Source organism: Neorhizobium sp. DAR64872/K0K18 (genome assembly GCF_050500175.1).
In the GTDB taxonomy this organism is placed as follows: Bacteria; Pseudomonadota; Alphaproteobacteria; order Rhizobiales; family Rhizobiaceae; genus Neorhizobium; species Neorhizobium soli.
Genome location: NZ_CP191446.1, coordinates 1,838,425 through 1,865,348, shown reverse-complemented (window position 1 = coordinate 1,865,348; position 26,924 = coordinate 1,838,425). Strand labels below are relative to the sequence as shown.

The window sequence follows — 26,924 nt, the reverse complement described above, 5'->3', positions numbered from 1 at the left end:
GGGGGAGGTGTTTTCCGGGATTCCCGGGGGCGAGTGAGTGCTGCCTATTCGGAGCAGTCCTGTCGGTGCCTACCGGCCCGGTCGGTCCGTTTTCCCCTTCGTTCGCCGCTTCTGCTGCTTGGCATCGCCAGCATCCTCGTAGCTTCCGGCGCCGACGATCCTTTACCCGCCCCTTGAGGGGGAGGGTCGGACCGGAGGTTCGGGGTGGGGTGATGGTTGGTGGTTGTGGCGGGTCACCCCCACCCGCCGCGGTGCGGCGACCTCCCCCCTCAAGGGGGAGGTGGTTTCCGGGATGCCTGAGGGCGAGTGATCGCTGCCTATTCGCGGCCGTCGTGTCGGTGGCTAACGGCCCGGCCGTCCCGTCTTGCCCTTCGTTCTGCGCTTCTGCTGCTTGGCGTCGCCGGCATCCTCGTAGCTTCCGGCGCCGACCTTGCCGCGGACGATAGGCCGCGGGTCGTCCTTGCCTTCGCCGCGTTCCGGCTGGCCTTCCAGCAGCGGCGAAAAGCGTTTCTTGGTGCTGATCGTTTCCGGCGGGCGTTCCGGCAGGGTGCCGGGGGCGGGTTTTTCGGTGCGGCCGACGGTCATCTCGTCGAGGGAGTTTCGGCGGAAGAGTGGGGTGGCCGTGTCGGTGCCCGGGCCCATGTCGTCGAGCGAGGGTTTGGCGAAGTAGGAGGGAGACGCCTCGTCTCCGGTCTTGGCGGCTTTGCCTTTGCCACCGCCCAGCGAGGTGCGGGTGGCTTCGGCGCTGCGGCGGACGCCTTCCTGGGCCTTGGATTCCTCGCGGGCGATCGGGTCGTCCATGGTGGCGAGTTCGGAGGCCTTGAGGCGTTTGATCTCGTCGCGCAGGCGGGCGGCCTTTTCGAAATCGAGGTCGGCTGCGGCGTCGCGCATGGATTTCTCCATGGCGTTGAGATGGCTCTGCAGGTTGTTGCCGACGAGGTGGCCGCCGTCTGCAAAACCCTTGCCCGAAGCGCCTGATATATCGGCGCGGACGTGGTCGCGCTCGTAGACGCTGTCGAGAATGTCGGAGATGCGGGCCTTGACCGACTCAGGCGTGATGCCGTGTTCGGTGTTGTAGGCGACCTGCTTTTCGCGGCGGCGGGCGGTTTCGTCCATGGCGCGCTGCATCGAGCCGGTGATCTTGTCGGCGTAGAGGATGACCTTGCCATCGACGTTACGGGCGGCGCGGCCGATGGTCTGGACGAGCGATGTTTCCGAGCGCAGGAAACCTTCCTTGTCGGCATCGAGAATGGCGACGAAGCCGCATTCGGGAATGTCGAGACCTTCGCGCAGGAGGTTGATGCCGATCAGCACGTCGAAGGCGCCGAGGCGCAGATCGCGGATGATCTCGATGCGTTCCAGCGTGTCGATATCCGAGTGCATGTAGCGGACGCGCACGCCCTGTTCATGCAGGTATTCGGTGAGGTCTTCGGCCATGCGCTTGGTCAGCACGGTGACCAGGGTGCGGTAGCCCTTTTCGGCGGTCTCGCGGATCTCGCCGAGCACGTCGTCGACCTGGCTGCGGGCGGAGCGGACTTCGACCGGCGGATCGATGAGGCCTGTCGGGCGGATGACCTGTTCGGCAAACACGCCGCCGGCCTGTTCCATTTCCCAGTTGCCGGGCGTTGCCGACACGGCGACGGTGAGGGGGCGCATCGCATCCCATTCCTCGAAGCGCAGCGGGCGGTTGTCCATGCACGACGGCAGGCGGAAGCCGTATTCGGCGAGCGTCGCTTTCCGGCGGAAGTCGCCCCGGTACATGCCGCCGATCTGGCTGACGGAAACGTGGCTCTCATCGATGAAGAGCAGGGCGTTGTCAGGGATATATTCGAACAGGGTCGGTGGCGGCTCGCCGGGCGTGCGGCCGGTGAGATAGCGCGAATAGTTCTCGATGCCGGCGCAGGAGCCGGTCGCCTCGAGCATCTCGATATCGTAGCGGGTGCGCTGTTCCAGACGCTGCGCCTCCAGCAGGCGGCCGCCCTTTTCGAGCTCGTTGAGGCGGAGCTTCAGCTCTTCCTTGATCGACTTGATGGCGCCGTTGAGCGTGGGGCGCGGCGTCACATAGTGGGAGTTGGCGTAGATCTTGACTGATTTCAGGTCGCCGGTCTTGTGGCCGGTGAGCGGGTCGAATTCGGTGATCGAATCGATCTCGTCGCCGAACATCGAGATGCGCCAGGCGGCATCTTCAAGGTGGGCCGGGAAGATCTCGATCGTATCGCCGCGCACGCGAAACGACCCGCGGATGAAATTGATGTCCTGGCGCTTGTACTGCTGGGCCACGAGATCGGCCAGCAACTGGCGCTGGTCGAGCTTGTCGCCCACGGCCATCTGGAAGGTCATGGCGGTGTAGGTCTCGACCGAGCCGATACCATAGATGCAGGAGACCGAGGCGACGATGATGCAGTCGTCGCGTTCCAGCAGCGAGCGGGTGGCGGAGTGGCGCATGCGGTCGATCTGTTCGTTGATCGAGGATTCCTTCTCGATGAACGTGTCGGAGCGCGGCACATAGGCTTCCGGCTGGTAATAGTCGTAGTAGGAGACGAAATATTCCACCGCGTTGTCGGGGAAGAAGTTCTTGAATTCCGAATAGAGCTGCGCCGCCAGCGTCTTGTTGGGCGCCAGGATGACGGCCGGGCGCTGCGTGGCCTCGATGACCTTGGCCATCGTGAACGTCTTGCCGGAACCGGTGACGCCGAGCAGGACCTGCGACCGTTCGTTGTTGTTGATGCCCTCGACGAGATCCTTGATGGCAGTCGGCTGGTCGCCGGCGGGCTGATAGTCCGAGGCCATGCGGATGGTGACGCCGCCTTCGGACTTTTCCGGACGGTGGGGACGGTGCGGCGTCCACATCTTGCCGTCCTTGAACAACGGGTTGCCGCTTTCGATCAGCGCCGACAGGGCCTCCACCGTGGCGGTGACGGCGCCGGTGGCGAGGTGTTCGGCCTCCTCCAGCGACACGTCCATGCCGGCAACCGGATTGAGACCGGCGGCGGCGCGGGTTTTGGGATCGGACGAGCCGCCCATCGACGTGCCGCGGGACGATTTCGACGAGGTCGTGTGCTTTGCGGTTTTCGGCGTGTCTTTCGCGGCGGCCTTGATGGCCTCCTCGCGGGCGGCGATCTCGATCTTCTTGCGGTGCTTGCCGGCCTTGGAGGCGATCTCGCGCTGGGTCTCGACGCCGGACATTTCCGCCTCGGCTTCCAGCTGTCTCACCCAGTCCGAAACATTCCCCTCCAGCGGCGCGCCTTCAAACGACGATTGCGGGGATTCCTCGAAACCGCTGGGCTTGGAGGAGGGAGATTTTTTCGGAGATCTGGCCATGCCGCGAATATGGAGGCGGGATGGTGGAAAGTGAAGAGGGGGATGGTGGGAAAATGAGTACAAAAGGGCAACGGGGTGGGCGGGCCGAACCCGGCATCACTGCTTGAAGATGTTATCGCGGTGCCAGGCAATGTAATGGGGATGCGGACGCAGGTGCCTTTCGGCCGGCACACGCGCCATCAGGTCGGGTACGAGCAGATGCGAAACGTCGGCATTGAGGTGGCGTGAGCATAATATGTTGAAGTCGTCGGCAAGCGACAACAGGCCGCGATCGAACATCCAGTGCACCGTGCCGGACAAGGCGATGCCGTTCTGTACCGAATCGTTGCCGCCCCGTTCGACTGGAATGATGTGCGCCGCCTCGACTTCCGGCCGTCCGCCACCGTTGATGAGACGCAGGCCCGTAAAAGCGCAGCGACGGTCATAGACCTTGCGGACATGCTGCCGGAATTTCAGGTCGCGAAACGGCCGGTTGATGACTTGGCTGATGATTGCTCGCGGTTCGGGGGCGGCGATGTACGCGTCCTGTGGCGGCTCGCCCATGGTCCATGCGGGCATGGCATCGTCAATGCTATCGATGCGAGCTGGCCATTCGTCCGGTTCGGAAAGCCCTGCTTCCACGATCGCAGAGAATTCGTGGGCGTCGATCAGTCGTACCGCCTGCACGCTTCGTCCGCCATTGACGGAGAGGTCAGGTCTTACCAGCTGACGCTCGAAGCCACCATTTTCTCGGTAGTCGACCGGTCTATCAAAATCGATGTATTCGTCGAGACGCGCAAAGTGGTGGTTGGCAAGGTCCGGATCCTGCTCGACGGCGCGGACGCGGGCAATGCCCGAGTAGTGACGGCCGGTCACACCGGGTAGCGGGCCATAGTAAACGATCAGGCTTCCAATCGTCTGGACCACGCGGGAAAGGTAGCTGCCAGGGAAATGGTAAACCTTGCCTCTCACGTCCTTATAGGTGGTGTCCTCCTTGTGGTAGAAGACGGCATTGACCATTCAGCTTCCCCGGCATGAGCAGTTCACTTCTTTCGCGCGACGGTAGTCCGGCGCGGGACTGACCGCAATCGCTAAAGGGCGTCGCAAAGGTTGAGCCCGTTCCGGTGTTGAGCGGGAGAACGTTGTGGATCCGGCCTGCGGGTCGCCCCGTCGTGTTCGAAGTCCCTGCCGTAAAGTAACCGGATGACAGAATGTTGTATCGACCGTGGCTGGACAGGCAAGCCGTCGTTCGCGATATCGCAGTGATGGCATTCTTGCCGAGGCATATGGCAATCGTTTAGAGGGGCCACTTCCGAGGTTCTTCGGTCCCAGACCGCGGTTGGCTGGCGGCAAATCGTCCGGGTCGCGAAATGGCCGTAATTGTCTTTCGTTTCGGACACATTCGTCTCCGAATTTGGGAGACTGAAACAGGAGTGGCCGGATGGCGATCTCGAGACCGACATTGGCAGCGATTCGCTACGGGTACGGATTGCGTCCCGGCGAGGAGCCGCCGCGCGATGCCGAGGCTCTGCTGGCCCAGCTCGACCAGGCCGCAAAGCGGAAGCCGCGTTTTCCGCGCGAGGGAGCGGGTGGCCGCCGCGAGACTGCGTCTCGCGTGATGTCGCTGCGGGCGGCCGAGGCGAAGGCGGCCAAGGACGGCAAGCCGAACGAAAGCATTCGCAAGGAAACCCAGAAGGAAGCGCTGCAGATCTATCGGCAGGATGCGATGGCGCGGCTGGCGCAGGCGATCCTGTCGCCCTTCGGGTTTCACGAACGGCTGGCATCGTTCTGGACGGACCATTTTTCCACCAGCGCGCTCAAGTCGCTGCCGATGCGGATGGTCGTGCCTTTGTACGAGGCGGAGGCGATCCGTCCCAATCTGGCCGGGTCGTTCGCGAACCTGCTGAAAGCCGCCATGCTGCATCCCGCGATGCTGATCTATCTCGACCAGAGTGATGGTGCCGGCATGGACGCCCCCGCGGGGCGGCCGGGCGGGCGTGCCGTGAACGAAAGCCTTGGCCGCGAACTGCTGGAACTGCACACGCTGGGAGCTGGGAGCGGGTATACCCAGGAGGATGTCCGGGCCGCCGCGCTGATCCTGACGGGACTGTCGGTCGATCGCCGCGCTCTCGAAGTCGTCTACCGGCCACGCATTTCCGAAGGCGGCTCGATCAGCCTGCTCGGAGAGGTTTATGAGGACGACGAGGCGGGGAGCCAGGACCATCTACGGATGCTTGAGGATCTGGCGCTGAACCCGATGACGGCGGAACATGTCTGCCGAAAACTGGTGATCCACTTCGTTGCCGACGAACCCCCGGCGGATCTGGTTGCCGCGATGACGGCAGCCTGGGCTGAAACCGAGGGCGATCTGAAGGCCGTCTATCGTGCCATTCTAAATCATCCCCGTGCCTGGAGCGATCCTGGACAGAAGATCAAGCGTCCGTTCGAATTCGTCGTGTCCGGATTCCGAGCCGTCGACATTTCCGATAAAGACCTCTCCCGGTTGCTGGACGAGATGGACGACGATGAGCAGGAAGACGACGGACCGATGCGAAAGGCGCTGAAGATGGCCAGCAGCACGGCTGCCCGCGAGGATGCCAAGCAACGTGCCGCACGCGCCAACGACCTGACGCTTGCCGCGCTCCAGCGGATGGACCAGCCGATCTGGCAGCCACCGAGCCCGGCCGGCTATGCCGACCTGGCGAGTGTCTGGCTGTCGCCGGGCCAGCTGAGCGAGCGGATCGCCTGGGCGCGGCTGATGGCCGGCCGTTTCGGCCAGAGGCGCGATCCCGGCACATTTCTCGATGCGGCGCTCGGGGACGCGGCGGGCCAGAATACCAGGGACGTGATTGCTCAGGCACCCAACACCAACCACGCCATCGCGATGGTTCTGGCGTCGCCCGAGTTCAACAGGAGATAGCGATGACGATCAAGCCAGGCTTTTCGCTCTCCCGCCGCGGCTTTCTGGCCGGCGCCTGCTGTGCCGCTGCCGCACCCGTGCTGACACCGTTCAGCGTTGCGGCTGCTCCTGGCGAAAGCCGGTTCGTGACGATCATATTGCGCGGAGGGATGGACGGCCTGGATCTGGTGCAGCCCTATGGCGATGCGGCTTTCGCCGGATTGCGACCGACGCTCGGTCTGACGCCCGGGACCGGACTTGTTGATCTCGACGGATTTTTCGGTCTCAACCCGGCGGCGTCGGCATTGATGCCGCTCTGGCAGGAGAATGCGCTTTCCTTCGTGCACGCGGTCGCGACGCCCTACCGCGACGGGCGCAGTCATTTCGACGGCCAGACCATGCTGGAAAACGGTGGTACCGACGCATCGCAGAAGAGTGGCTGGCTCAACCGGACGCTGGCGGTCATTCCGCGCACCGACGGTCGCAAGGCGCTCGACATCCATACGTCGATGGAACTGATCCTGAGCGGGCCGAACAAGGCCGACAACCGTCCGGGAACGGGCGACGTGGAGATGGCGCAGGACGAGATCGGCTTTCTCGAGCGGCTCTACGCAGCCGATGCGCCGTTTGCCGCGGCGATGGAGGAGGTCAAGCGGACGGGGTTTTCGGCTGACGGGTACCGTCAGAAGCGGAGCCGCAGCGTCGTCGACATGGCGCGGCTTGCCGGTGGCATGCTGCGGGAAGACTACCGGATTGCCAGCTTTTCGATCAACGGCTGGGATACGCATCGCGAACAGGCTAGCCAGTTCGGATCGGTGGCTGGCGAGCTTGCCGCTGCCATCGTGGCGCTCAAGGACGCATTGGGTGCTGACGCCTGGGCCCGCACGGTGGTGTTGGCCGTCACGGAATTCGGACGTTCCGTACGCGAGAACGGCACCGGCGGAACCGATCACGGCACCGGCGGCGTTGCCGTTCTCGCCGGCGGTGCGGTGTCGGGTGGGAAGGTGATGGGGACGTGGCCCGGTCTTGCCGAGGACAGGCTTCTGGATGGCCAGGATCTGATGCCGACCGGCGATGTGCGCGAGATCGCCGCGGCCATGCTGCACAAGCAGTTCGGCATTGCACCGGACAAGCTGACGTCGCGCGTCTTTCCCGGGCTGTCCTTCGACAGGTCCTCCATCTATCTTCAGGGGTAACTGGCTATCTACAGCGATAGACCGGCTATCTGCAGGGATCGACTAGGGCCGGTCCGACCTGGCCACTATTCTGCGGGAACGGGTCTTGGCTTGCCGTCGTCTCCCAGCGCCACCATGACGAAGGTCCCGGCCGTTACCTTTTCCAGCATCCGGTAGCGCGCGCGCTGGGCCCAGGCTTCGACATTCAGCGTGATCGAACTCGTGCCGACGCGGGTGATCTCGGTATAGACGTTCAACGTGTCGCCGATCTTGACGGGGAGCTGGAATGCCATTTCCTTCACGGCTGCGGTCACCGTGCGGCCATGCGCCCGCTCGGTGGCGCGGATGCCGCTGGCAAGGTCCATCTGGGCCATCACCCAGCCGCCGAAGATATCACCGGCTGGATTGGCGTCGGCCGGCATCGCAAGTGTGCGAAGTGTCAGTTCGCCGGTCGGAGAGGCAGGTTGCGGCTGTTCGGTCATTCGTCACGTCCTTGCTGAGTCTCGTATCTGTTGAGACCAGACTAGAGCGAAAGACGGGTCCGGCCCACCCTTGTTTTGGATTGGAGCAATGCTCCAGCAACATGGCTTGGATACATGCCGCTTTAGTGCGTGCGCACCCAATCCGAGTAAGTGTTTCCGCCGCTTACATGCTTTACGACCTGCTAACCCTCTTCACCTAAGCTCCGCGCAGTTTTACTGGAGGGGGAAACTATGCAGCGTATCGCTATTTCTTGGCGTCTCTACAGCCTTGTCGTCCTGTCGCTCGTCATTCTCGGTGGCGCGATGGTGTTCAGCCTGTTTCAAAGCTATCGTTCGTCGGAGCAGGAGCGCAAGGCGGGTCTTGCCCAGATGAACGACACCGCTGTTGCCATCCTGAAGAAGTACCAGGGTCTCGAAGCTGCCGGCACGATGAGCCGTGACGAGGCGCAGGCAGCCGCCAAGGCCATCATCAGCGCCATGCGCTATGGCGGCGGATCGGGGTATTTCTGGATCAACGACATGCACCCGACCATGGTGATGCATCCGATCAAGCCGGAACTGAACGGGTCCGACCTGACCCAGAACAAGGACCCCAACGGGAAATTCCTGTTTGTGGAATTCACCAATGTGGTGAAGGCTGGCGGTCAGGGCTTTGTCGACTATTACTGGCCAAAGCCCGGTGCCGCCGAACCGGTCGAGAAATACTCGCATGTCATCGGCTTTTCGCCCTGGGGCTGGATCGTCGGTACCGGTGTTTATACGGACGACCTTCAGGCGATGTTCCGCCAGGACGCGATGAAGTTTGCCGCCATGTTTGCGGGTGGTGCGGTGCTGCTGCTTGCCGGCGCCTGGTTTGTGGTCAGAAGCGTGACCCGACCGATCCGTCAGGTAAAGGGCGTGCTGACCGCGATTGCGGCCGGCGAGACCGACATGGCGGTTCCGTGCACGGCTTATCCGAACGAGGTGGGCGAGATGGCACGTGCCGTCGAAGTGCTGCGCAACAGCGTCGAAGAAAGTGCGGCACTTCGGGCACGCGAGGCCGTTCACCAGCGTGCCATGGCGACGGAGCGTTCCGAAAGCGAGCGCAGCAGCGGTGCTGCGGCCGAGAGACAGGCGCGGGCGATCGGCGAGCTGGGATGGGCGCTGGAGGCACTTGCCGCCGGCAACCTCTCCGTTTCGCTCGGTGATATTGGCGCTGATTATGCGAAGCTGCGGCGCGATTTCAATGCGGCGGTCGAAGCGCTTCACAATGCCATCGCTGCAATTTCGGAAACCGGCCATGTGGTGCGCGACAGCGCTTCCGACATTTCCGGCGCTACCGGCAACCTTGCCAAGCGGACCGAGCAGCAGGCTGCGGCACTGGAAGAGACGGCCGCCGCACTCGACGAGATCACCGCGACAGTCGGAACTGCGGCGGAGCGGGCTCGCGAGGCACGCGTCATGGTCGCCGAGACCAAGGCAAGTGCCGGCCGTTCCGGAGAGATCGTCCGCAGCGCGGTGGATGCTATGGGCCGTATCGAGGCGTCGTCCAGCCGCATCAGCCAGATCATCGGGGTCATCGACGAGATCGCCTTCCAGACCAATCTTCTGGCGCTCAATGCCGGCGTCGAGGCGGCACGGGCAGGTGAGGCGGGTCGCGGCTTTGCAGTCGTTGCGCAGGAAGTGCGCGAACTGGCGCAGCGCTCGGCCAACGCCGCCAAGGAGATCAAGACGCTGATCAGCACCTCGGTTCACGAAGTCGAGACCGGCGTCGCGCTGGTGCGGTCAACCGGTGATGCGCTGGTGGAGATTGCCGTGCTGGTCGAAAAGGTCAACGCCCATGTCGAGACGATCGCAACGACCGCGCACGAACAGTCGGGTGGGCTTCGGGAGATCAACGCGTCTGTCAACCACATGGACCAGATGACCCAGCAGAATGCCGCCATGGTCGAGGAGACGACGGCTGCCAGCCAGACCCTGGCCGAACAGAGCCATCATCTGCAGCATCTGCTTTCGACCTTCCGACTGAATGGCGAGGCCGTAAGGGACACTCGTCAACCGGACCGGGTTCGCGCGGCCTGAGTGACTGACGTCGATGCGCCCGTCCGCAGCTTGCGGGCGGGCGTTTTTACGCGCGGCGGACATTTGATGGTCTTCACAAAGGTGCAGTTGTAGTGTGTGGCAGCTCGCGCTGCCTGCATGAAATGACCATGAAACGGCCTCGATTGGGCAAGGCTTCATTTACCGAATCTTCCTACAATTTGCGCTTGTGTGATTTCGGCACCAGAGGGTGGCAACTGGTATGGCGTATGCGCTTCTCGAGAAGCAGGCCCAACGGATGGCCCCGAAGACTTTTATGCGCAAAGCTTTGGCGCTGCTGATGGTCTCCACCCTGCTTGCGGCCTGTTCTTCCAGCGACCTCGTTCCGCCTGCGTCGATCGATAGCGGGACGCGCGTCGGCGCGATCCAGCCTGTCGCGCCGCTGCCGCCCGACACGATCGCCCAGTCGCCCTACCAGACAAACGCCGGTTATCAGGCTGGTCCTTCGCCAGCCGCTTCTGTTGGCATGATGAATGCTCCGGTCGCCTCGAACAGCCCTCCCGGTGACGGGGGACATTATCTGCGCGCGCCGCAACCGATGCAGTCAGCCTCGCTGGCGCCACCCGTATCCTCCTCGCCGCTCGGGCAGGGCGGAATGCCCACCGCCTCGCCTGAAGAGGGCGTCAACATGGATAGCGAGCTCGGCTTCGATCCGGACGAGAGCGGTGTGACGGGCCTTGCGGAAGAGCAGGACAGCGATATCGCCGAAGGCGTCGGCGACCAGCCGGTGGTCGATGGCATCGGCACGGACAATCCGCGTGCACTGAGTGCGAGACGCCAGCCGATTTCCAACGTCGAAGATGATCGTGTCATTGTGCCGCCGAAGCGTTCCGGCGCGGGCGCGCGCGATGAAATGATGAATGACGGATTGGCCGGCGGTAGCCAGGTCTGGGGCGACCGTTCGCCCGTGACGCCGCCGAGCCGTGCGCCGGTTCGCAGCCAGCAGGTGGCGATGCTGCGTCCGAACAATCCAACGATCCAGTCGGGTCCGATGAGCGAGCCGGACAAGCCGTTTCTGCGCAACGTCATGCCGCAATCGGAAGTGAGCTGCCGGGCGGAACTGCGCCGGATGGGCGTCGAGTTCCGGGATCAGCCGCGCATCTCCAACGGTCCGAGCTGCGGCGTCGACTACCCCGTGAAGCTTTCCGGTCTTTCCGGCGGCATCGATGTCAAGCCGGCGGTGACGCTGAACTGTCAGGTGACGCTTGCCTTCGCCAAGTGGGTGAAGAGCGAACTCGCACCATCGGCACGTCTGCGCTACCTCTCGGGCATCCAGAAGATCCAGCCGATGGGTGGCTATTCCTGCCGCCGCATGAACAATTCGCGGCAGCGCTACAACCCGATGTCGGAACATGCCAAGGGCAATGCGATCGATATCGGTGCCATCGTGCTGAAGAACGGTCACGATATCAACGTGCGCAAGAAGGGGCTGTTTTCCTTCCGCGAGGGCGCGCTGCTCAAATCCGTGCGGACCGACAGCTGCAAGTATTTCAACACGGTGCTCGGACCCGGTAGCAATGCCGAGCACTGGAACCACTTCCACTTCGACCTGCGCCCGCGCAAGGGCGGTCGGCGCTACTGTAGCTGACGTCCACGCTACGGTTGCTGACGCCGAAGCCCGCAAAAAAAAGCCGGCTCGGGGTTTTCACCCGGAGGCCGGCGAAATGGAGAGGGCTCGCGGGGGGAAGCCTGTCTCCCGGTAGGAGACCCGCCTTTGGCTGAGGCGGGGTGATGCGGCAAGCGAAAGAAAATGCTGAAAAGGATCTGGTGATAACGGCCGACCGGTTTGGTGTTGCGGCACTCCAGAAACCTGGAACCGGGCGCCCATTGCTTGCCTCTGCGCAATCATGCTGTCAGAACGTCACGGGAAAATGACAGCGGCATGCAGAATCCGATTTTCTAGCGCTGCCTTCGGAGACGAACGATGCAGCCTCTCATGCCGCCGCTGGCAGACCTTTTGCCTTTCATCGCAGCACTTCTGGCCGCCGGTGTGCTGGCGGGACTTCTCGCCGGTCTGTTCGGGATCGGTGGCGGGGCGATCCTGGTGCCGATCTTTTTCCACGTGTTCGGCCTGTTGGGCATTTCCGATGCGGTGCGCATGCATCTGGCGCTCGGAACTTCGCTTGCGATCATCGTGCCGACGTCGATCCGCTCGTTCATGGCGCATCGAAAGAAAAACGCCGACGCTGTCGACATCGATCTCCTGAAGGGCTGGATCATTGCCGTGCCGCTCGGCACGATGATCGCCGCCGTCGTCGCGGCATGGTCGTCCAGCACCGAGCTCAGGATCATCTTTGCCGTCATCTCGCTGCTTCTGGCGCTGCGCATGATATTCAACCGGGCAAGCTGGCAGCTGGGCGACGATCTGCCCAAGAACCCGGTCAAATTCCTGGTTGGCACGGGGATCGGTATTCTCTCAGGCCTGATGGGCATTGGCGGCGGTGTGATGAACAACACCTTCATGACCCTCTATGGCCGCTCCATCCATCAGGCCGTCGCGACATCGTCCGGCGTCGGCGTGCTGATTTCGCTGCCGGGCCTGATCGGCTACGTCTGGGGCGGATGGGGTGAGCCCGGTCTGCCGCCGTTTTCCACCGGCTACATCAACTGGATGGCGGTGGCTCTGCTGATCCCGGTGACGCTGCTGATGGCACCTTACGGCGCAAGGCTGGCGCACGCGCTGTCTAAGCGGCAGCTGGAATTCGGTTTCGCGCTGTTTCTGGTGGGAATTTCGATCCAGTTCTTCTTAAGCGTGTTTGCCTGACACCATTGGTCGCGAAATCCGAACGCAATATTCGACCACCGGGGGATGGTTGCACGACGCGTTGAACCTATATTCGTGGCAATCCAGAAAATACTTTCCCCATTCAAGTCTCCCAGCGAGTAACAATGACTTCTATCGTTTCCATCCGCCAGCTGACCAAGACCTACGGTAATGGTTTTCAGGCGCTGAAGGGCGTCGATCTCGATATCGAGGAGGGCGAAATCCTAGCGCTTCTCGGCCCCAACGGCGCCGGCAAGACGACGCTGATCTCGATCATCTGCGGGATCGTCAACCCGAGTTCCGGAACTGTCAAAGTCGGGGACTACGACGTCGTGAAGGACTTTCGCAAGACCCGTTCGCTGATCGGACTGGTGCCGCAGGAACTCACCACGGACCAGTTCGAAACCGTCTGGAACACCGTCTGCTTTTCGCGCGGCGTTTACGGGTGCAAGCCGGATCCGGCGCTGATCGAGCGGATCCTGAAGGACCTCTCGCTCTGGACGAAAAAGGACAGCATGCTGCGCGAGCTTTCCGGCGGCATGAAGCGTCGCGTGCTGATTGCCAAGGCGCTGTCGCATGAGCCGAAAGTGCTGTTCCTCGACGAGCCGACCGCCGGCGTCGACGTCAACCTGCGCCGTGACATGTGGCTGGTGGTGGAAAAGCTCCGCGAAAGCGGCGTCACGATCATTCTCACCACCCACTATATCGAGGAAGCCGAGGAGATCGCCGACCGCGTCGGCGTCATCGATGGCGGCAGCCTTCTGCTCCTGGAGGAAAAGGCAAAGCTGATGACGAAGCTCGGTCGCAAGCAGTTGCGGCTGGAGCTTGCAGCACCACTTTCCGCGCTGCCGGAAAGCCTAGAATCCTACAATCTGACGCTGTCCGACGATCGCACGACGCTGATCCACGACTACCAGGGCGAGGAAGCGCAGGACAGTATCGCCTCGCTTCTGGCGACGCTTGCGCGGGAAAACATTCATTTCCGCGATCTCTCCACGCGGCAAAGTTCGCTGGAGGATATTTTTGTGGCGCTGGTGGCTGAAAAAGCGGGAGAACAGGCATGAATTTCGAAGCCGTCAAATCGATCTATTTCTTCGAGATGGCCCGCATGCGCCGCACGCTGCTGCAAAGCGTGCTGTCGCCGGTCATCACCACGTCGCTCTATTTCATCGTGTTCGGCACGGCTATCGGTTCGCGCATCCAGACCATCGAGGGCGTGTCCTACGGGTCGTTCATCACGCCGGGCCTGATCATGCTGACATTGCTGACGCAATGCGTTTCGAACGGCTCGATCGGCATCTACTTCCCGAAGTTCACAGGCACGATCTACGAGATCCTGTCGGCGCCGGTGGCGATGACGGAGGTTCTCCTCGGCTATGTGGGGGCAGCGGCGAGCAAAGGGCTGATCATCGGCCTGATCATTCTGGCGACAGCGTCCTTCTTCGTGGAAATCCGCATCGCCCATCCATTTATGATGATCTTCTTCCTGGTGCTGACGGCTGTGACCTTCAGCCTGTTCGGTTTCATCATCGGCATCTGGGCGAAGAATTTCGAGCAGCTGAACGTCGTGCCGATGCTGGTCGTCCCGCCTCTGACGTTTCTCGGAGGCAGCTTCTACTCGATCGACATGCTGCCACCCTTCTGGCAGGCGGTCAGCCACCTTAACCCGGTGCTGTATCTGGTCAGCGGTTTCCGCTGGAGCTTTTATGAAATCGCCGACGTCAATCCGATGATCTCGGTCGGCATGATCGCGCTGTTCCTGGTGATATGCCTGTCGGTATTGGCCTGGATGTTCAAGACCGGGTATCGGTTGCGGAACTGACGGGGCGGTCTTTGCCAGCGGCCAGTCACAGAAACGCCCGCAACATCGCTGTTGCGGGCGTTTCTTTTGGGCGTGGGTTCAGGGCTGTCTAGCCCAGTGACAGTCGGCGACGTTCGCCGCGGGCGGCCATGATCGAGGTGCCGGCGAGCGCGGCGATGCCGAGCAGGGAGATCACCGCGATCGGCCCCTGGGTTTCGATCAGGATGCCACCGAGGACGGCACCGCTTGAAATCGCGATCTGGAAGGCGGGGATCACGAGCGCACCCGCACTTTCGGCCTCGTCAGGTGCGTGACGAACGACGAAGCTCTGGATGCTCACCGGGAATGCGCCGAAGGCGAGACCCCAGAGGGCGATTGCGACAGCCGAGACGACGAGCGAGGCGCCTGCAACGGCCAGCATCAGCGCCGATACGGCGACAAGGCTGCCGAAGATGGTCACTGACAGGCGCGCGCTGCGTTCCGAGACGATGCCGCCGAGGATATTGCCGACGAAGCCCGCGATGCCGTAGCCGAGCAGGATGAGCGAGATCGTTTCAACGTCGAGCTGCGGCACCTGCTCCAGGAATGGACGGATATAGGTAAAGCCGGCGAAATGGCCTGCGACGAAGAGAAGGATGGTGAACAGCGCGGTGCGGATGGGCGGGCGGCGCATCAGGGCCGCGAGCGTTCCAAGGCCAGCATGACCGGTGGGGGGCAGGGCCGGCAGGGTGAAGGCCTGAACCGCAAGCGCAACGAAGCCGATGGCGGCGGAGAGATAGAACGCCGAGCGCCAGCCGAGCGTCGAACCGAGCCAGGCGCCAAGCGGGGCGGCACAGACGGTGGCAAGCGAAACACCTGCCATGATGATGGCCATGGCGCGGGGCATGCGCGCCGGCGGCACGAGGCGCATGGCCAATGCTGCCGACATGGCCCAGAAGCCGCCAAGACCGATGCCGAGCAGGACACGGGCGGCGAGCAAGGTGACGATGTGGTTGGCGACCGCCGCCAGCAGGCTCGAAATGATCAGAAGCGTGGTCAGGGCGAGAACCGTCCAGCGCCGGTCGATATTGCGGGTGCCGATGATGACGCCGGGGCCGGCGATGGCTGCAATGACGGCGGTCGTGGTGATCGACTGGCCCGCAACGCCGGTGCCGACGCCGAGATCCGCCGACAGCGGCGTCAGCAGGCTGACGGGCAGGAATTCCGCGGTGACAAGGCCGAAGACGCCAAGCGTCAACGATATGACAGCTCCCCAGCGCGCGGGTGTGTCGTCGGCCTGCGGCGACGTGGCTCGTTGGACGCTCATATCCATTGGTATAGACTCCTGACTGAATGATGCGCCCTGGATAGGCTTCACTCGCCGGATGATCCATGCTAGATAATCCGATATGCTTGATCATTCGTCCAATCTGACTGCTGAGCTCATTTCCGATCCGCTGACCGAGATGTTGCGGGGCTTGCGTCTCGACGGGGTCGACTACGGTCGTTGCCGTCTGGCCGAGCCGTGGGGAACGGCGTTTCCGGCGCAGGACGCCGCGCGGTTTCATTTCATCAAATGCGGCCGGGCGATCATCAAGACCGAAACCGGCGACTGGCAGGAACTAAAAACCGGCGACGCGGTGCTGATCCCGCGGGGCGAGGCGCATGTTCTGGCGAGTGCTGCCGATGCGCCGACCCTGCCGTTCGAACACTACGGCCGCAAGGAAGTCTGCACCGGCATCTATGATCTGAAGTGCTGCAATACGGCGGAGAGCGGCGGCACGCTGGTGTTCAGCGGCTCCCTGCGCTTCAACGTCGACCGGCTGCATCCGCTTTTGCAGATGATGCCGGAGACGATGCTGACCAGTGATCTCGCCAAGGATGACCCGGCCATTCCGCATCTTCTCGAGGCGATGACGCGCGAAGTGGATATGGACCGTGTCGGCGCCGGCGGCATTCTGGCGCGCCTCGCTGACGTACTGATGGCGACGATGATCCGTACCTGGGTCGAACACGGCTGCGGCGAGACCCGCGGCTGGATCGCGGCCGTCCGGAGCCCCGATGTCGGCCGGGTGCTCGCGGCCATCCATCTGCAGCCCGAGCGCGACTGGAACAATGTCGAGCTGGCGCGGCTGATGGGCATCTCCCGCTCCGGCTTTGCGGAACGGTTCGCACGCGTCGTCGGCGAGACGCCGGCGCGGTATGTGGCACGGGTGCGGATGCACCAGGCCCGGCTGTGGCTGAAGGACGGGATGCGCGTGGCGATGGTTGCCGAGCGGCTGGGCTATGACGCCGAGGCCTCGTTCAGCCGCGCCTTCAAACGTGTGATCGGCGATCCGCCGAGCCATTATCGCAACAAGGCCGATCCGGTCCGAGCGCTGGCGCCCCTTGCTGCGGTGTCCTTGGTCGCTGCCGAGTAGGTTTGGCAGCGGAAGCCGCTAATCCTTTAGCCTCAGCTCATCGGACTGCATCTGCATCGAGCTGAGTGTGGAGAGGAAGGTCATGCCGAGAAGGCTTTCGTCGAGCCTGCCTTCTTCCGCCACCGTGGCGCGGACATCGCGCCGGACGATCGGGCCGATCGAGACTTCGCTCAAACGCACCGGCGCTGCCTGGGCGCGGCCGTTGGCGGTCATGACAGTTACCGAGTAGCTCAGCGCCGAAGGATCAAGGCCGATGCGGCGTGCATCTTCGTAGGTCAATACGATGCTGCTTGCACCGGTATCGACCAGCATCGGCAGGACCTTGCCGTCGACGCCGACATTGGCCTTGAAATGGTCGCCGAGCGTCTTGTGGATGACCACTTCGCTGCTGCCGTCGCTGGAGGTGGTGACAACCGCGGTGCCGGGCATCAGCCCTGCCGTCATTCGGGCACCAAAGCTGCTGAAATCGTTTCGGTAGAGATAGGCTGCGACCAGCGCCATGATGATGACGAGCCAGATGGCAAGCTGGCGGGCAACGGTTCCGAGGTTGCCGCGGCGGCCCTGCAGGACGCCGGCGGATAAAAGTGCCGCGATCGGAATCAGATAGACGAGGCTGCCGAAATCCTCGTTGGCCATGCCGAATGTTCGGCCGCTGTCATGGTTGTAGACGAGTAGCGCCAGGCCGGCACCGAGGATGAGGAGGACAACGGTAAAGCCGTTCATGCGGTGCTTGTTTCCTTCCTGATCTTGGCGTCTGAGGTTCTCCTGCGACTGACTTCCCGGAGCTTGCCGGGTTCGACGGTATCGAGACGTGTCGGCAGCAGATCCATCAGCTGAACGCGCTCTTCATCGGTGAAACCGGTCCATCCGGCTATCTCGTTGCCAGTGCGGCCGCAGCCGACGCAAAAGCCTGTTTTCATGTCGATCGAACATATGAGTGTGCAAGGCGAAATCATCGCGTTCATATCGTGGGTTCAAAGGCCGAGAGCAAGGGCGGATAACAGGGCGATCTCGCAGAGTTGTTGCGTGGCACCGATCGTATCGCCGGTATGCCCGCCGAGTTTTTTCGCGACGTAGCGGGTGAAACCCCAGGCGGCGGCGGCAGACAGGGCAAGCGCGATCAGCGCATGAAGCAGGCCGAAACCGGGTATGAGCAAGACAAGGCCGGCGGCAGCGCCGATCACGAGCGCGATGTTGCGGGCGTCGTCGTCGGGCATTCCGGCACCGGCTGCGACGCCGTTGTTTCGAGCGGGGGGCAGGGCGCGCCAATGGGCAACCAGCAGTGCGCGGCTGACGGCGGCGCTGGAGAGAAGGGCAAGAGCCGCCGCTTCCGGCGAAAGCCGCGCAATGCCGGCCAGTGCTGCGGCACGCAGGCCGAAGGATAGACTAAGCGCGACGACGCCGTAGGAGCCGATGCGGCTGTCCTTCATGATGAGGAGCGCATGATCTGCATCGCGTCCGCCGCCAAGACCGTCGGCGGCATCGGCAAGGCCGTCTTCGTGTAGCGCGCCGGTCAGGAGGGTGATCAGTGCGAGAGCGATCAGAACCGGCAGGAGCGTATCTCCAGCGGTTGACTGGATGCTGCAGAGGCTCAGGAGAAGGAGAGCTGGAAGAAACGCGATCAGCAATCCGGCGACCGGAAAGGCGCGCACGGCGCGTGAGACGGTGCCATCATAGCCGGCAAAGAACCGATCCGGCACGGGCAGGCGGCTGAGGAACCCTACCGAGCGGGCGAGATCTGCAACGAAGTGGTTTGCGTATAGCAGTATGTCTCTCCTGGCTTTGCGAGGCCTGTTTTGAGAATGGCCTTTTCGGCAGCAGCCTTTTTGACCCTGTCCCGTTCGACCTGACCTTGTCGCGTCGCTGATAGCCGATTATGAGATGGCGCATAAAGTATGATTTGCTGAATGATCAATCCCTACCCGATCCAGCGTCAGAAGACGATACCGCCCGAAAAGACCGAAGAGAGTTTTCCATGAGCATGACCGGCCTGCCGTTCGACGATTTCCGCACTCTGATGCAGAACCTTCCCGGCCCTGATGCAAGGGCATTGGTGGCGGCCCGCGAACGCGACGCGCAACTGACCAAGCCTGCGGGCTCGCTCGGACGTCTGGAAGAGATCGCCTATTGGCTTGCGGCCTGGTCTGGGCGGGCGCCGAGCGTGACCCGGCCGCTGGTCGCGATCTTTGCCGGCAATCACGGTGTTACCAGACACGGCATCACGCCGTTTCCCTCGTCCGTGACGCAGCAGATGGTCGAGAATTTTGCGGCTGGCGGTGCGGCGATCAACCAGATCTGCGTCACGCATGATCTCGGCCTCAAGATCTTCGATCTGGCGCTGGATTATCCGACCGGCGACATCGCCACCGAAGCGGCACTGTCCGAGCGCGACTGTGCGGCGACCATGGCTTTCGGCATGGAGGCGATTGCCGGCGGCACGGATCTTCTGTGCATCGGCGAAATGGGGATCGGAAACACGACGGTTGCGGCCGCGATCAACCTGGCGCTCTACGGCGGCGAAGCGGAAGACTGGGTTGGTCCCGGGACCGGTTCGCATGGCGAGCTTCTTGCCCGCAAGGTGGCCGTGGTGAAGCAGGCGGTGGAGTTCCACAAGGAGCATCTGTCGGACCCGCTGGAAGTGCTGCGTCGCCTCGGCGGACGCGAGCTTGCAGCGATCGCCGGCGCTATTCTCGCCGCGCGGATGGAAAAGATCCCTGTTCTGCTCGACGGCTATGTGGTTACGGCTGCGGCCGCTATCTTGAAGGCGGCCAATCCGTCGGCGATCGACCACTGCCTGATCGGCCATGTCTCTGGTGAGCCGGGGCATCTGAAGGCCATCGAGAAGCTTGGCAAGACGCCGCTTCTGGCGCTCGGCATGCGGCTGGGCGAGGGTACCGGTGCAGCGCTTGCGGCCGGTATCGTCAAGGCGGCGGCTGCGTGTCACACCGGCATGGCGACTTTCGAGCAGGCCGGCGTCAGCAACAAGGACTGATGCTGGATGGAAAAGACGCCGCTGGACAGCCATATCGAAAAAGCGGCGACCTTTCGCAGGATCATCGCCTCGTTCCGGTATTCGATGCAGGGCCTCGCCAGGCTCTGGCGCGAGGCGGCGTTCCGGCAGGAGGTTTACGCCTTCCTGATCGGGATCGTCATCTTTGCGGTCGCCGGAGCGGGCTTTGGCGACTATTTCATCTTCATCATCCTGATGCTCGTGCTGTTTTGCGTGGAAGCGCTCAACACGGCGATCGAGGAACTGGTCGACCGGGTGTCACCGGAGATTTCGGTGGTCGGGCGGCATGCGAAGGATCTGGGATCCTTCGCCGTGTTCTGCCTTCTCTGCGCCAACGGTCTGTTTGCGCTCTATGTGGTGGTGAAGCAGATCTGGATCTGATCCGAAAGGCGCTTATGCCTCAGCCGATGATGTCGAAATCGCCGGCCGTGAGGCTGAGGTTCTTGTCCAGTTGGGCAAATTGCACGGCGGCGGTCTTGCCGGTACCGTCGGCGTCGTAGAACAGCTTGCCGGTCAGCTTGTCGTAGATGATCCGGTCGCCGGCATCATGCGCCTTGGTGCCGGTGTGGAATGCGCTGGACAGGAGATCGCCGACCTTGCCCGCCTTGGTGAAGATATCGTCGTCCAGCCAGATGGTGTCGTCCTTCGCACTGAAATCGCTGATCGTGTCGATATTCGACGCTCCGAGCTTCGTATCGAACACGAAGATATCGGCGCCGCTGCTTCCTGCGAGTGTGTCCTTGCCGGCCCCGCCGTAGAGTTTGTCGTTTCCGGCGCCGCCGGAAAGCTTGTCGTTGCCGGATCCGCCGATCAGGGTGTCGTTGCCTTTGCCGCCATCGAGGCGATCATTGCCGTTGCGTCCGTCGATCCGGTCGTTACCGGCACCTGCAGCTCATAGCCCCAGTTGTCGACTGTGACTTTGCCGGACGACGTTGTGAAACTGACCAATTGGTGACCTGGCTCGCGACTGAAGTCGCGGAGTAATGTTAAGCGAAGCTTTTCCGGCGGCGCTCGATGGGGGGGGCGTCGGCGATGGCGGGGACGCTCTGGAGGATGCGGGTCGAGGGCAGGATGGCGATGGCTTCGGTGCCTTCACGCAGCTTCGAGCGCAGGATGAACTGGCCGTCGTGCTTGGCAAGGATCGCCTGGACGATCGGCAGGCCGAGGCCCGTTCCCTGTTCGGCGTTCTTGATGGCAATCGATCCTTGACCGAAGGCGGAGAGTACGATCGGGATTTCCTCTTCCGGAATGCCCGGTCCGTTATCCTTGATCGCCACATACTGGCCGCCGCCGGCGGTCCAGCCCACCTTGACAGTGATTTCGCCACCCTGGGGCGTGAACTTGACGGCGTTGGAGAGAAGATTGAGCATGACCTGGCGCATCGACTTCTCGTCGGCCCAGACCTGCGGCATGTGCTTTTCGAACTGGTCACGGATGGTGATGCTTTTCGCCCGGGCCCGCAGTTGGACCATGCCGATGCAATCTTCCGCCACTTCCAGAAGCGACAGCGAATCCTCCGTCAGATCGTAGCGGCCCGCTTCGATGCGCGACAGGTCGAGGATCTCGTTGATGAGGTTCAGGAGGTGCTGGCCGGAGCGGTGGATGTCGCCGGAATATTCCCGGTAGGTCGGATTGGCAAGGGGGCCCAGGACCTCGGAACTCATCACCTCCGAGAAGCCGAGGATAGCGTTGAGCGGGGTGCGAAGCTCGTGCGACATCGAGGCAAGAAAGCGGGATTTTGCCAGATTGGCTTCTTCTGCACGGCGGCGAGCCTCGTCAGACATGGACTTCGCCACTTCGAGCTCGGCGATCAGATCGTCCTTTTCCGACTGATAGGACATCAGCGTCAGGTTGGAGCGGTAGAGGCGCTCGGCGACGTAATGGAAAAACACGACGGCCGTCGCGCACATGGCGGTAAGGCCGATATCGAGGACCTGACCCGACAGGATGGCGATGCCGAGAAGCGCCGCAATCATCGGCACGAAGCCGTAGAGAACGCTCTGGCGCAGCATGAACGTGCTCATGGCGGTGTAGGACACCGCAAACAGAAGCACCGCGCCCTTGTAGAAATAGAAGCTGTCGCCAGCGCAGGTGGAGCAGCCCTGAAGCGCGAAGACGCCCCAGCCGCAGCCGAGCAGGATATGTCCCGTCAGAAGGCGTCTACGCCATTTCCTGGTGTCGGCAGCCGTTATCTCCACCTTGCTCGCACGGCGTGCCAGAAGCACGTTGATCGCGTGCAGGCACAGCATCAGCAGCGCCCAGGCGAAGATGTGGATATCCGGATTGAGATAGAAGCCGATGGCGGTGACGACAGCAACAACGAGCGGCGTCATCAGTGCCGCCTGCAAACCGGAGCCGATATGGATGGAGAGCATATCGCGATCAAACGCAAAATTGCCATTGGACGACGACTGCAGTCGATCACGGGTCGCACGGACAGCCTTCGAGACAGCCTTGTTGCGGTGGCTGCGCGTGCGATCGACGATATTCTTGTCGGTTGATGTGCTGACGCCGCTACTCATAGGCTGTGTACTGGGCCTGTAAACTGATATCCCCGGGGTACTTGAGAGGCTAATCCGCAAACCTTAAGAAGATGCTGCCGGGAAAGGATTTGTTTGCCATTTCCGTGAAGCTTCCGTTTTGTTGTAAGGCTCAAATGTGACCCGTATCGTTAAAATAGGCCGCGACGCCGTGTTCCTGGCGGCGTTCATCTTCCTGGGCTCGCTGATCATCGCCAAGTTCGATATCGGGCAGGGAAACGCGATCAACGGTCCGTTTTTTGCGATCGATGGCGACACGCTGGCCGCCGGTGCTGAGCGGCTTCGGCTTGTCGATATCGATGCGCCGGAGGCTGGCCAGACCTGTGGCGACGGCAAGGGCGCAGAGTGGGCCTGCGGCGATGCGGCTCGCGAAGCCTTGTCGAAGCTTGCGGCCAGTTCCATGACCGAGTGCCGCGGCGACGCGCGCGATCGCTACCGGCGCGTTCTGGTCTCCTGCCGCCGCGGCGACCTCGACATTAACGGCGAGATGGTGCGCCAGGGCATGGCTGTGGCATCGGGTGGTTACGGACGCGAGGAGGCGGCCGCGAAGGGTGCAGGCGAGGGGATCTGGGCAGGACCGTTCGAGAGGCCGAAAGCGTACCGGGCGGCGAAGGGGGCGATGGATGACGACGAGGGCACAACGGCGCTTGTCGATCGCGTAGGCGAGATGTTCGACCGGCTGAAGGCTGCGGTTTCGTGGTGAATGGCGATCCGGCTGGCATCGCGTCCCTCGCGGCCTCGATCGCGCAGTGTCGCATCTGTCGCGATCATCCACTGAAAGGTGAAGCGGACCGCCTGCCGCACGAGCCGCGGCCGGTTGCCGTGCTGTCTGCCACCGCCCGGTTGCTGATCGCCGGGCAGGCGCCGGGCTTGAGGGTTCACGAGAGCGGTCTGCCGTTCAACGATGCCTCGGGCAACCGCCTGCGAGACTGGATGGACGTGACGCGCGAGGAGTTCTACGATGCGCGGCGGCTTGCGATCGTGCCGATGGGTTTCTGTTTTCCGGGCTATGACGCGAAGGGCAGCGACCTGCCGCCGCGTAAGGAATGTGCGCCGGCCTGGCGCAGCCAGGTGATGGCGGCGATGCCGCAGATCGATACGATCCTCGTGATCGGGCAGTATGCGAGTGCGTGGCATCTCGGGGCGCAGCGCAAGCCGAGCATGACGGAAACAGTCAGAAACTGGGGGCAGTATTTCTTCGCCAATGAGGGCCCGCGCGTTCTTCCGCTTCCGCATCCGAGCTGGCGCAATACCGGTTGGCTGCGCAAGAATCCGTGGTTCGAGGCAGAGGTTATTCCAGTGCTTCGGCATCATGTGGATAGCTTGGTGCGGGGAACAAATTTCGCTTAACTGTGCGATATTCGGGTATATAACGGAAAATCATTTCGAAAGGACGTTTGATGGACCGCCTCGACCGCAAGATTCTGCGCATACTGCAAGAAGACTCCACGCTCGCCGTTGCAGATCTCGCAAAGAAGGTCGGACTGTCGACGACACCGTGCTGGCGGCGCATCCAGAAGATGGAAGAGGATGGCGTGATCAGCCGTCGCGTGGCGATTCTCGATCCGGTCAAGGTCAACACCAAGGTCACCGTCTTCGTCTCCATCCGCACCGCAAGCCACTCGATCGAATGGCTGAAGCGGTTTTCCGAAGTGGTGGTGGATTTCCCAGAAGTGGTTGAATTCTACCGCATGAGCGGCGACGTCGATTACCTCCTGCGCGTGGTCGTGCCCGACATTGCTGCCTATGACGCGTTCTACAAGCGCCTCATCGCCAAGATCGAGATCCGTGACGTGTCGTCCGTGTTCGCGATGGAGCAGATCAAGTACACGACCGAACTGCCGCTCGACTATATGCTGCTCGACAATCAGAAGTCCGGCGACAGCGACTGATGGTCAAGGCGCTTCACAGGGCTGTTATTTTCGATTGCCCTTAATGAGGCCGGACCTACCTTGAGCGTGTGACCCGGTGCATGCCATGTGCCGGGCGCGAGCCTTAAGGAGACCTGATGCCCACGCCATTCCTACGTTCTATCGTTGTCGTTGCTGCTGCCTTAGCCCTGCCGGGCCTCGGCGCCGCGCAAGGCGTGTCCTCGGAGCACCCGACCTATGGTCCGAGGCTTGAAGGCTTCGAGTATCCGTTCAAGACTGAAGTCTTCAGCGTGGCGGGGCAGAGGCCGGATGCCGCGGCCGCAGGCGACAGCCAGCCGCTGGAAATGGTCTTCATGGATATCGCCCCTGAGACGCCGAACGGGCGCACCGTGGTGCTTCTGCACGGCAAGAATTTCTGTGCGGCAACCTGGGAGGCGACGATCGGTCGGCTGACGGGCGCCGGTTACAGGGTGATCGCACCCGACCAGATCGGTTTCTGCAAGTCGAGCAAGCCGGCCGCGTATCAATTCAGCTTCCAGCAACTGGCGCAAAACACCAAGGCGCTGCTCGACGCGCGCGGTATCGACAAGGCGACGGTGGTTGGTCATTCGATGGGCGGCATGCTGGCGACGCGGTTTGCGCTGATGTATCCGGACTTTACCGAGCAGCTGGTTCTGGTGAACCCGATCGGTCTCGAAGACTGGAAGGCGAAGGGCGTGCCCTACCAGTCGATCTCGACGGCCTTCGAAGGTGAGCAGAAGACCAGCTTCGAGAGCATCAAGGCCTACCAGCAGAAGTTCTATTATTCCGGCCAGTGGAAGCCGGACTATGACAAGTGGGTGGAGATGAGCGCCGGCATGTCTGCGGGCGAGGGAGGAGATCAGGTGGCCTGGAACCAGGCGCTGACCTCCGACATGGTCTTTACCCAGCCTGTTGTCCACGAGTTCGGGCAGGTGAAAACGCCGACCCTGCTCATCATCGGCACGACGGACAAGACGGCTCCGGGCGCCAACCGCGCCAGCAAGGCGATCGCCGCATCGCTCGGCGATTATACAAAGCTCGGCAAGCAGGCGGCGGAATCGATCCCCGGGGCGAAGCTGGTGGAGTTCGACGATCTCGGCCATTCCCCGCAGATCCAGGATCCGGACCGGTTCCACAAGGCGCTGCTCGACGGGCTGAATGATCGCTCCTGATACTGGGAACCGCGTTCGCTTCAGTGAACGCGGTCCCTGATCAGCTTTCCGGCACGATTGCCGGCATGCGGAAGGTGAACACCGTCTGGGTATCATCAGAGGTGACATCGATATGGCCGCCATGCGCCTTGGCGATCTGCGACGCGATGTAGAGGCCAAGGCCTAGACCCTGATCATGGGTGCCCGCATCGCTGCGGCTGAAGGGCTGGAACAGTTTTTCGATCGCCTTGCCGGTGATCGCGGTTCCGGCATTGGCGATTTCCAATTTCAGTTCGTCCCCTTCGACCGTTCCCAGAATGCGGATCGGATGTTCTGTAGAGCCGTGGGTGATCGCGTTGCCCAGAAGGTTGGAGAACATCTGCGCAAGGCGGTCATGGTCGACATCGAACAGGCCCGGCAGCTCTATCTCGACGTCAATCTGCCGCTCTGGATGGGCAGAGCAGATTTCCGAGACGACCTGCATCAGTGTGGGGCCAAGCGGACGATCTGCTTCCCTGCGCAGACCCAGACCGCCACCAAGCCTTCCGCGGGCGAAATCCATGACGTTATCGATCAGGCCGGACATGCGCAGGATACTGCCGCGCATCATGTTGAGCACCCTGGTGGACCGCTCGCTTTGCGCTTCGCGCTGCAGGATGTTGATGCCGCCGTCGAGCGACGCAAGGGGATTTCGAAGATCGTGGCCGAGGACTGCGATGAACTGTTCCCGCAACCGAGCCGTCGCTTCCGCATCGAGCAGGCTTGCATTGGCCCGATCGAGCTTCTCGTCGGCTTCCAGATGGTAGGCAATCAGTTCGGCAAACAGCTTGAATGTTCCAATCACCTGCGGATTGTTAAGCGCTGCCGGCTTGGGATCTATGGCGCACAGGGTTCCGAAATAACGGCCATCCGGCAGGATGATCGGCATGGAGATGTAGCTCTTCAGTCCGTAGAGCTTCGGGGTTTGATGCTGGAAGTAGACAGGGTCTTCGGCGACGTTGTCGATGACGATAACGTCGCGCGATTGCCGGACTTCGTGGCAGAGCGTCGTTTCGACCGGCAGTTCTGCTCCGGCCGGGAGTCCGAAATGGATGTTGTCCAGAACCTGGCAGGCAACCCACCGATCCTCCGTGACGCGAACCACTGCCGCATATCCCATCCCGGTCGCGCGACAGACAACATCAAGGATCGTTGGTACGGCACCGATACGCTGGACTGCGTCTATGTCGTCCTGAAAGTCATGCGCCATCAATATTCACCAATCCGGCTGACCTTGGTCCTCCAAAATACCTTCTACCCATGGGGCGTCGCAAGGACATCCACCTCGCGTCAGGCTCACCGTCGCCGCATAATGCCGATGTAGCCGCGCGTCCGGGTTTGCACCAGTCTGCTGTAGCTAAGGATAGAGCAACGGCCAATGTCAACGGGCCGT

At 62.4% G+C, this 26,924-nt stretch carries 25 protein-coding genes and 1 pseudogene; 14 read left to right on the top strand and 12 right to left on the bottom strand.

The features are described 5' to 3' along the window. Nucleotides 1-342: 342 nt before the first annotated feature. Together uvrB and ACQY1P_RS14595 are read right to left on the bottom strand one after the other, a co-directional pair. Entirely contained in the window at nt 343-3,321 is a 2,979-nt protein-coding gene (gene uvrB / locus ACQY1P_RS14600) for an excinuclease ABC subunit UvrB (RefSeq protein WP_430254041.1), read from the bottom strand. A gap of 96 nt (nt 3,322-3,417) precedes the next feature. Beyond that, nucleotides 3,418-4,320, bottom strand: coding sequence for an HNH endonuclease (locus ACQY1P_RS14595; protein ID WP_325262686.1), 903 nt, complete (start codon nt 4,318-4,320; stop codon nt 3,418-3,420). 421 nt (nt 4,321-4,741) lie between these two features. Between ACQY1P_RS14595 and ACQY1P_RS14590 the strand changes: the two genes are divergently transcribed. Both ACQY1P_RS14590 and ACQY1P_RS14585 read left to right on the top strand, forming a co-directional pair. After that, on the top strand, nt 4,742-6,220 hold the full coding sequence (locus ACQY1P_RS14590) for a DUF1800 domain-containing protein (RefSeq protein ID WP_430254039.1): 1,479 nt from the start codon (nt 4,742-4,744) through the stop codon (nt 6,218-6,220). A gap of 2 nt (nt 6,221-6,222) precedes the next feature. Beyond that, nucleotides 6,223-7,395 carry a DUF1501 domain-containing protein gene (locus ACQY1P_RS14585; RefSeq protein ID WP_430254037.1) on the top strand — a complete coding sequence of 391 codons (1,173 nt, stop codon included), beginning with the start codon at nt 6,223-6,225 and terminating at the stop codon, nt 7,393-7,395. Nucleotides 7,396-7,460: 65 nt separating this feature from the next. Here ACQY1P_RS14585 and ACQY1P_RS14580 read toward each other — a convergent pair whose 3' ends face one another. Continuing rightward, complete coding sequence (locus ACQY1P_RS14580; protein ID WP_062456448.1) at nt 7,461-7,856, bottom strand: acyl-CoA thioesterase; 396 nt, start codon at nt 7,854-7,856, stop codon at nt 7,461-7,463. A 231-nt stretch (nt 7,857-8,087) separates the two neighbouring features. Here ACQY1P_RS14580 and ACQY1P_RS14575 point away from each other — a divergent pair, with 231 nt between their 5' ends. The 5 genes from ACQY1P_RS14575 (at nt 8,088) to ACQY1P_RS14555 (ending at nt 14,521) form a co-directional block, all read left to right on the top strand. Further along, nucleotides 8,088-9,917, top strand: coding sequence for a methyl-accepting chemotaxis protein (locus tag ACQY1P_RS14575; protein ID WP_430254035.1), 1,830 nt, complete (start codon nt 8,088-8,090; stop codon nt 9,915-9,917). Between the two features lie 256 nt (nt 9,918-10,173). Further along, nucleotides 10,174-11,523: an extensin family protein gene (locus tag ACQY1P_RS14570; protein WP_430254033.1), complete on the top strand. Its 1,350-nt coding sequence runs from the start codon at nt 10,174-10,176 to the stop codon at nt 11,521-11,523. A gap of 348 nt (nt 11,524-11,871) precedes the next feature. Continuing rightward, nucleotides 11,872-12,699 (top strand): sulfite exporter TauE/SafE family protein, encoded by an 828-nt coding sequence (locus tag ACQY1P_RS14565; protein ID WP_113110845.1) that lies wholly within the window; start codon nt 11,872-11,874, stop codon nt 12,697-12,699. A gap of 125 nt (nt 12,700-12,824) precedes the next feature. Next, nucleotides 12,825-13,763, top strand: coding sequence for an ABC transporter ATP-binding protein (locus tag ACQY1P_RS14560; RefSeq protein WP_430254031.1), 939 nt, complete (start codon nt 12,825-12,827; stop codon nt 13,761-13,763). Then, entirely contained in the window at nt 13,760-14,521 is a 762-nt protein-coding gene (locus ACQY1P_RS14555) for an ABC transporter permease (protein ID WP_430254029.1), read from the top strand. The genes ACQY1P_RS14560 and ACQY1P_RS14555 overlap by 4 nt, the downstream gene beginning before the upstream one ends. An 88-nt stretch (nt 14,522-14,609) precedes the next feature. Here the strand turns inward: ACQY1P_RS14555 and ACQY1P_RS14550 are convergent, their stop codons facing one another. Then, nucleotides 14,610-15,812: an MFS transporter gene (locus ACQY1P_RS14550; protein ID WP_430254027.1), complete on the bottom strand. Its 1,203-nt coding sequence runs from the start codon at nt 15,810-15,812 to the stop codon at nt 14,610-14,612. 112 nt (nt 15,813-15,924) lie between these two features. Here ACQY1P_RS14550 and ACQY1P_RS14545 point away from each other — a divergent pair, with 112 nt between their 5' ends. After that, entirely contained in the window at nt 15,925-16,899 is a 975-nt protein-coding gene (locus ACQY1P_RS14545; protein ID WP_430256714.1) for an AraC family transcriptional regulator, read from the top strand. A gap of 18 nt (nt 16,900-16,917) precedes the next feature. On the opposite strand, the gene ACQY1P_RS14540 is transcribed toward ACQY1P_RS14545, so the two are convergent. The 3 genes from ACQY1P_RS14540 to cobS are packed head-to-tail and all read right to left on the bottom strand — an operon-like array spanning nt 16,918 to nt 18,665. Further along, the gene (locus ACQY1P_RS14540) at nt 16,918-17,622 is read right to left on the bottom strand and encodes a retropepsin-like aspartic protease family protein (RefSeq protein ID WP_430254025.1); all 705 of its coding nucleotides are present in this window, start codon (nt 17,620-17,622) and stop codon (nt 16,918-16,920) included. Then, nucleotides 17,619-17,855: a DUF1289 domain-containing protein gene (locus ACQY1P_RS14535; RefSeq protein ID WP_430256713.1), complete on the bottom strand. Its 237-nt coding sequence runs from the start codon at nt 17,853-17,855 to the stop codon at nt 17,619-17,621. The genes ACQY1P_RS14540 and ACQY1P_RS14535 overlap by 4 nt, the downstream gene beginning before the upstream one ends. An 18-nt stretch (nt 17,856-17,873) precedes the next feature. Beyond that, nucleotides 17,874-18,665, bottom strand: a complete 792-nt coding sequence (cobS, locus tag ACQY1P_RS14530) for an adenosylcobinamide-GDP ribazoletransferase (RefSeq protein WP_430256712.1) — start codon at nt 18,663-18,665, stop codon at nt 17,874-17,876. Between the two features lie 209 nt (nt 18,666-18,874). Between cobS and cobT the strand changes: the two genes are divergently transcribed. Both cobT and ACQY1P_RS14520 read left to right on the top strand, forming a co-directional pair. Beyond that, a complete protein-coding gene (cobT, locus tag ACQY1P_RS14525) occupies nt 18,875-19,891 on the top strand; it encodes a nicotinate-nucleotide--dimethylbenzimidazole phosphoribosyltransferase (RefSeq protein WP_062456473.1) in 1,017 nt (338 codons plus the stop codon). 6 nt (nt 19,892-19,897) lie between these two features. Further along, nucleotides 19,898-20,290, top strand: a complete 393-nt coding sequence (locus ACQY1P_RS14520; protein ID WP_174196577.1) for a diacylglycerol kinase — start codon at nt 19,898-19,900, stop codon at nt 20,288-20,290. Nucleotides 20,291-20,309: 19 nt separating this feature from the next. Here ACQY1P_RS14520 and ACQY1P_RS14515 read toward each other — a convergent pair whose 3' ends face one another. From ACQY1P_RS14515 to ACQY1P_RS14500, 4 genes and pseudogenes are all read right to left on the bottom strand, one after another. Then, nucleotides 20,310-20,612, bottom strand: coding sequence for a hypothetical protein (locus ACQY1P_RS14515; protein WP_430254023.1), 303 nt, complete (start codon nt 20,610-20,612; stop codon nt 20,310-20,312). 15 nt (nt 20,613-20,627) lie between these two features. Then, nucleotides 20,628-20,777: pseudogene (locus ACQY1P_RS14510) on the bottom strand (calcium-binding protein); the annotation flags it as partial. Beyond that, nucleotides 20,720-20,857: a hypothetical protein gene (locus ACQY1P_RS14505; protein ID WP_430254021.1), complete on the bottom strand. Its 138-nt coding sequence runs from the start codon at nt 20,855-20,857 to the stop codon at nt 20,720-20,722. The pseudogene ACQY1P_RS14510 and the gene ACQY1P_RS14505, both read right to left, overlap by 58 nt. A gap of 38 nt (nt 20,858-20,895) precedes the next feature. Further along, nucleotides 20,896-22,431 (bottom strand): sensor histidine kinase, encoded by a 1,536-nt coding sequence (locus ACQY1P_RS14500; RefSeq protein ID WP_430254019.1) that lies wholly within the window; start codon nt 22,429-22,431, stop codon nt 20,896-20,898. 136 nt (nt 22,432-22,567) lie between these two features. On the opposite strand from ACQY1P_RS14500, the gene ACQY1P_RS14495 reads away from it, so the two are divergent. The 4 genes from ACQY1P_RS14495 to ACQY1P_RS14480 all read left to right on the top strand — a co-directional run bounded on the left by ACQY1P_RS14495 (nt 22,568) and on the right by ACQY1P_RS14480 (nt 25,513). After that, complete coding sequence (locus ACQY1P_RS14495) at nt 22,568-23,152, top strand: thermonuclease family protein (protein WP_430254017.1); 585 nt, start codon at nt 22,568-22,570, stop codon at nt 23,150-23,152. After that, nucleotides 23,149-23,799, top strand: a complete 651-nt coding sequence (locus ACQY1P_RS14490) for a uracil-DNA glycosylase family protein (RefSeq protein WP_430256711.1) — start codon at nt 23,149-23,151, stop codon at nt 23,797-23,799. The genes ACQY1P_RS14495 and ACQY1P_RS14490 overlap by 4 nt, the downstream gene beginning before the upstream one ends. Before the next feature lie 50 nt (nt 23,800-23,849). Continuing rightward, the gene (locus ACQY1P_RS14485) at nt 23,850-24,341 is read left to right on the top strand and encodes an Lrp/AsnC family transcriptional regulator (protein ID WP_430254015.1); all 492 of its coding nucleotides are present in this window, start codon (nt 23,850-23,852) and stop codon (nt 24,339-24,341) included. Nucleotides 24,342-24,457: 116 nt separating this feature from the next. Next, a complete protein-coding gene (locus tag ACQY1P_RS14480; protein ID WP_062456492.1) occupies nt 24,458-25,513 on the top strand; it encodes an alpha/beta fold hydrolase in 1,056 nt (351 codons plus the stop codon). A gap of 40 nt (nt 25,514-25,553) precedes the next feature. On the opposite strand, the gene ACQY1P_RS14475 is transcribed toward ACQY1P_RS14480, so the two are convergent. Then, the gene (locus ACQY1P_RS14475) at nt 25,554-26,741 is read right to left on the bottom strand and encodes a GAF domain-containing sensor histidine kinase (RefSeq protein WP_430254013.1); all 1,188 of its coding nucleotides are present in this window, start codon (nt 26,739-26,741) and stop codon (nt 25,554-25,556) included. Nucleotides 26,742-26,924: the final 183 nt, after the last annotated feature.

Coding starts and splice junctions, on each gene's coding strand:
- ACQY1P_RS14580 (WP_062456448.1), bottom strand. CDS start 7,856: ATGACCGAACAGCCGCAACCTGCCTCTCCGACCGGCGAACTGACACTT.
- ACQY1P_RS14550 (WP_430254027.1), bottom strand. CDS start 15,812: ATGGATATGAGCGTCCAACGAGCCACGTCGCCGCAGGCCGACGACACA.
- ACQY1P_RS14560 (WP_430254031.1), top strand. CDS start 12,825: ATGACTTCTATCGTTTCCATCCGCCAGCTGACCAAGACCTACGGTAAT.
- ACQY1P_RS14590 (WP_430254039.1), top strand. CDS start 4,742: ATGGCGATCTCGAGACCGACATTGGCAGCGATTCGCTACGGGTACGGA.
- ACQY1P_RS14535 (WP_430256713.1), bottom strand. CDS start 17,855: ATGATTTCGCCTTGCACACTCATATGTTCGATCGACATGAAAACAGGC.
- ACQY1P_RS14520 (WP_174196577.1), top strand. CDS start 19,898: ATGGAAAAGACGCCGCTGGACAGCCATATCGAAAAAGCGGCGACCTTT.
- ACQY1P_RS14575 (WP_430254035.1), top strand. CDS start 8,088: ATGCAGCGTATCGCTATTTCTTGGCGTCTCTACAGCCTTGTCGTCCTG.
- ACQY1P_RS14475 (WP_430254013.1), bottom strand. CDS start 26,741: ATGGCGCATGACTTTCAGGACGACATAGACGCAGTCCAGCGTATCGGT.
- ACQY1P_RS14480 (WP_062456492.1), top strand. CDS start 24,458: ATGCCCACGCCATTCCTACGTTCTATCGTTGTCGTTGCTGCTGCCTTA.
- ACQY1P_RS14570 (WP_430254033.1), top strand. CDS start 10,174: ATGGCCCCGAAGACTTTTATGCGCAAAGCTTTGGCGCTGCTGATGGTC.
- ACQY1P_RS14540 (WP_430254025.1), bottom strand. CDS start 17,622: ATGAACGGCTTTACCGTTGTCCTCCTCATCCTCGGTGCCGGCCTGGCG.
- cobT (WP_062456473.1), top strand. CDS start 18,875: ATGAGCATGACCGGCCTGCCGTTCGACGATTTCCGCACTCTGATGCAG.
- ACQY1P_RS14595 (WP_325262686.1), bottom strand. CDS start 4,320: ATGGTCAATGCCGTCTTCTACCACAAGGAGGACACCACCTATAAGGAC.
- ACQY1P_RS14485 (WP_430254015.1), top strand. CDS start 23,850: ATGGACCGCCTCGACCGCAAGATTCTGCGCATACTGCAAGAAGACTCC.
- ACQY1P_RS14565 (WP_113110845.1), top strand. CDS start 11,872: ATGCCGCCGCTGGCAGACCTTTTGCCTTTCATCGCAGCACTTCTGGCC.
- ACQY1P_RS14555 (WP_430254029.1), top strand. CDS start 13,760: ATGAATTTCGAAGCCGTCAAATCGATCTATTTCTTCGAGATGGCCCGC.
- ACQY1P_RS14500 (WP_430254019.1), bottom strand. CDS start 22,431: ATGAGTAGCGGCGTCAGCACATCAACCGACAAGAATATCGTCGATCGC.
- ACQY1P_RS14585 (WP_430254037.1), top strand. CDS start 6,223: ATGACGATCAAGCCAGGCTTTTCGCTCTCCCGCCGCGGCTTTCTGGCC.
- uvrB (WP_430254041.1), bottom strand. CDS start 3,321: ATGGCCAGATCTCCGAAAAAATCTCCCTCCTCCAAGCCCAGCGGTTTC.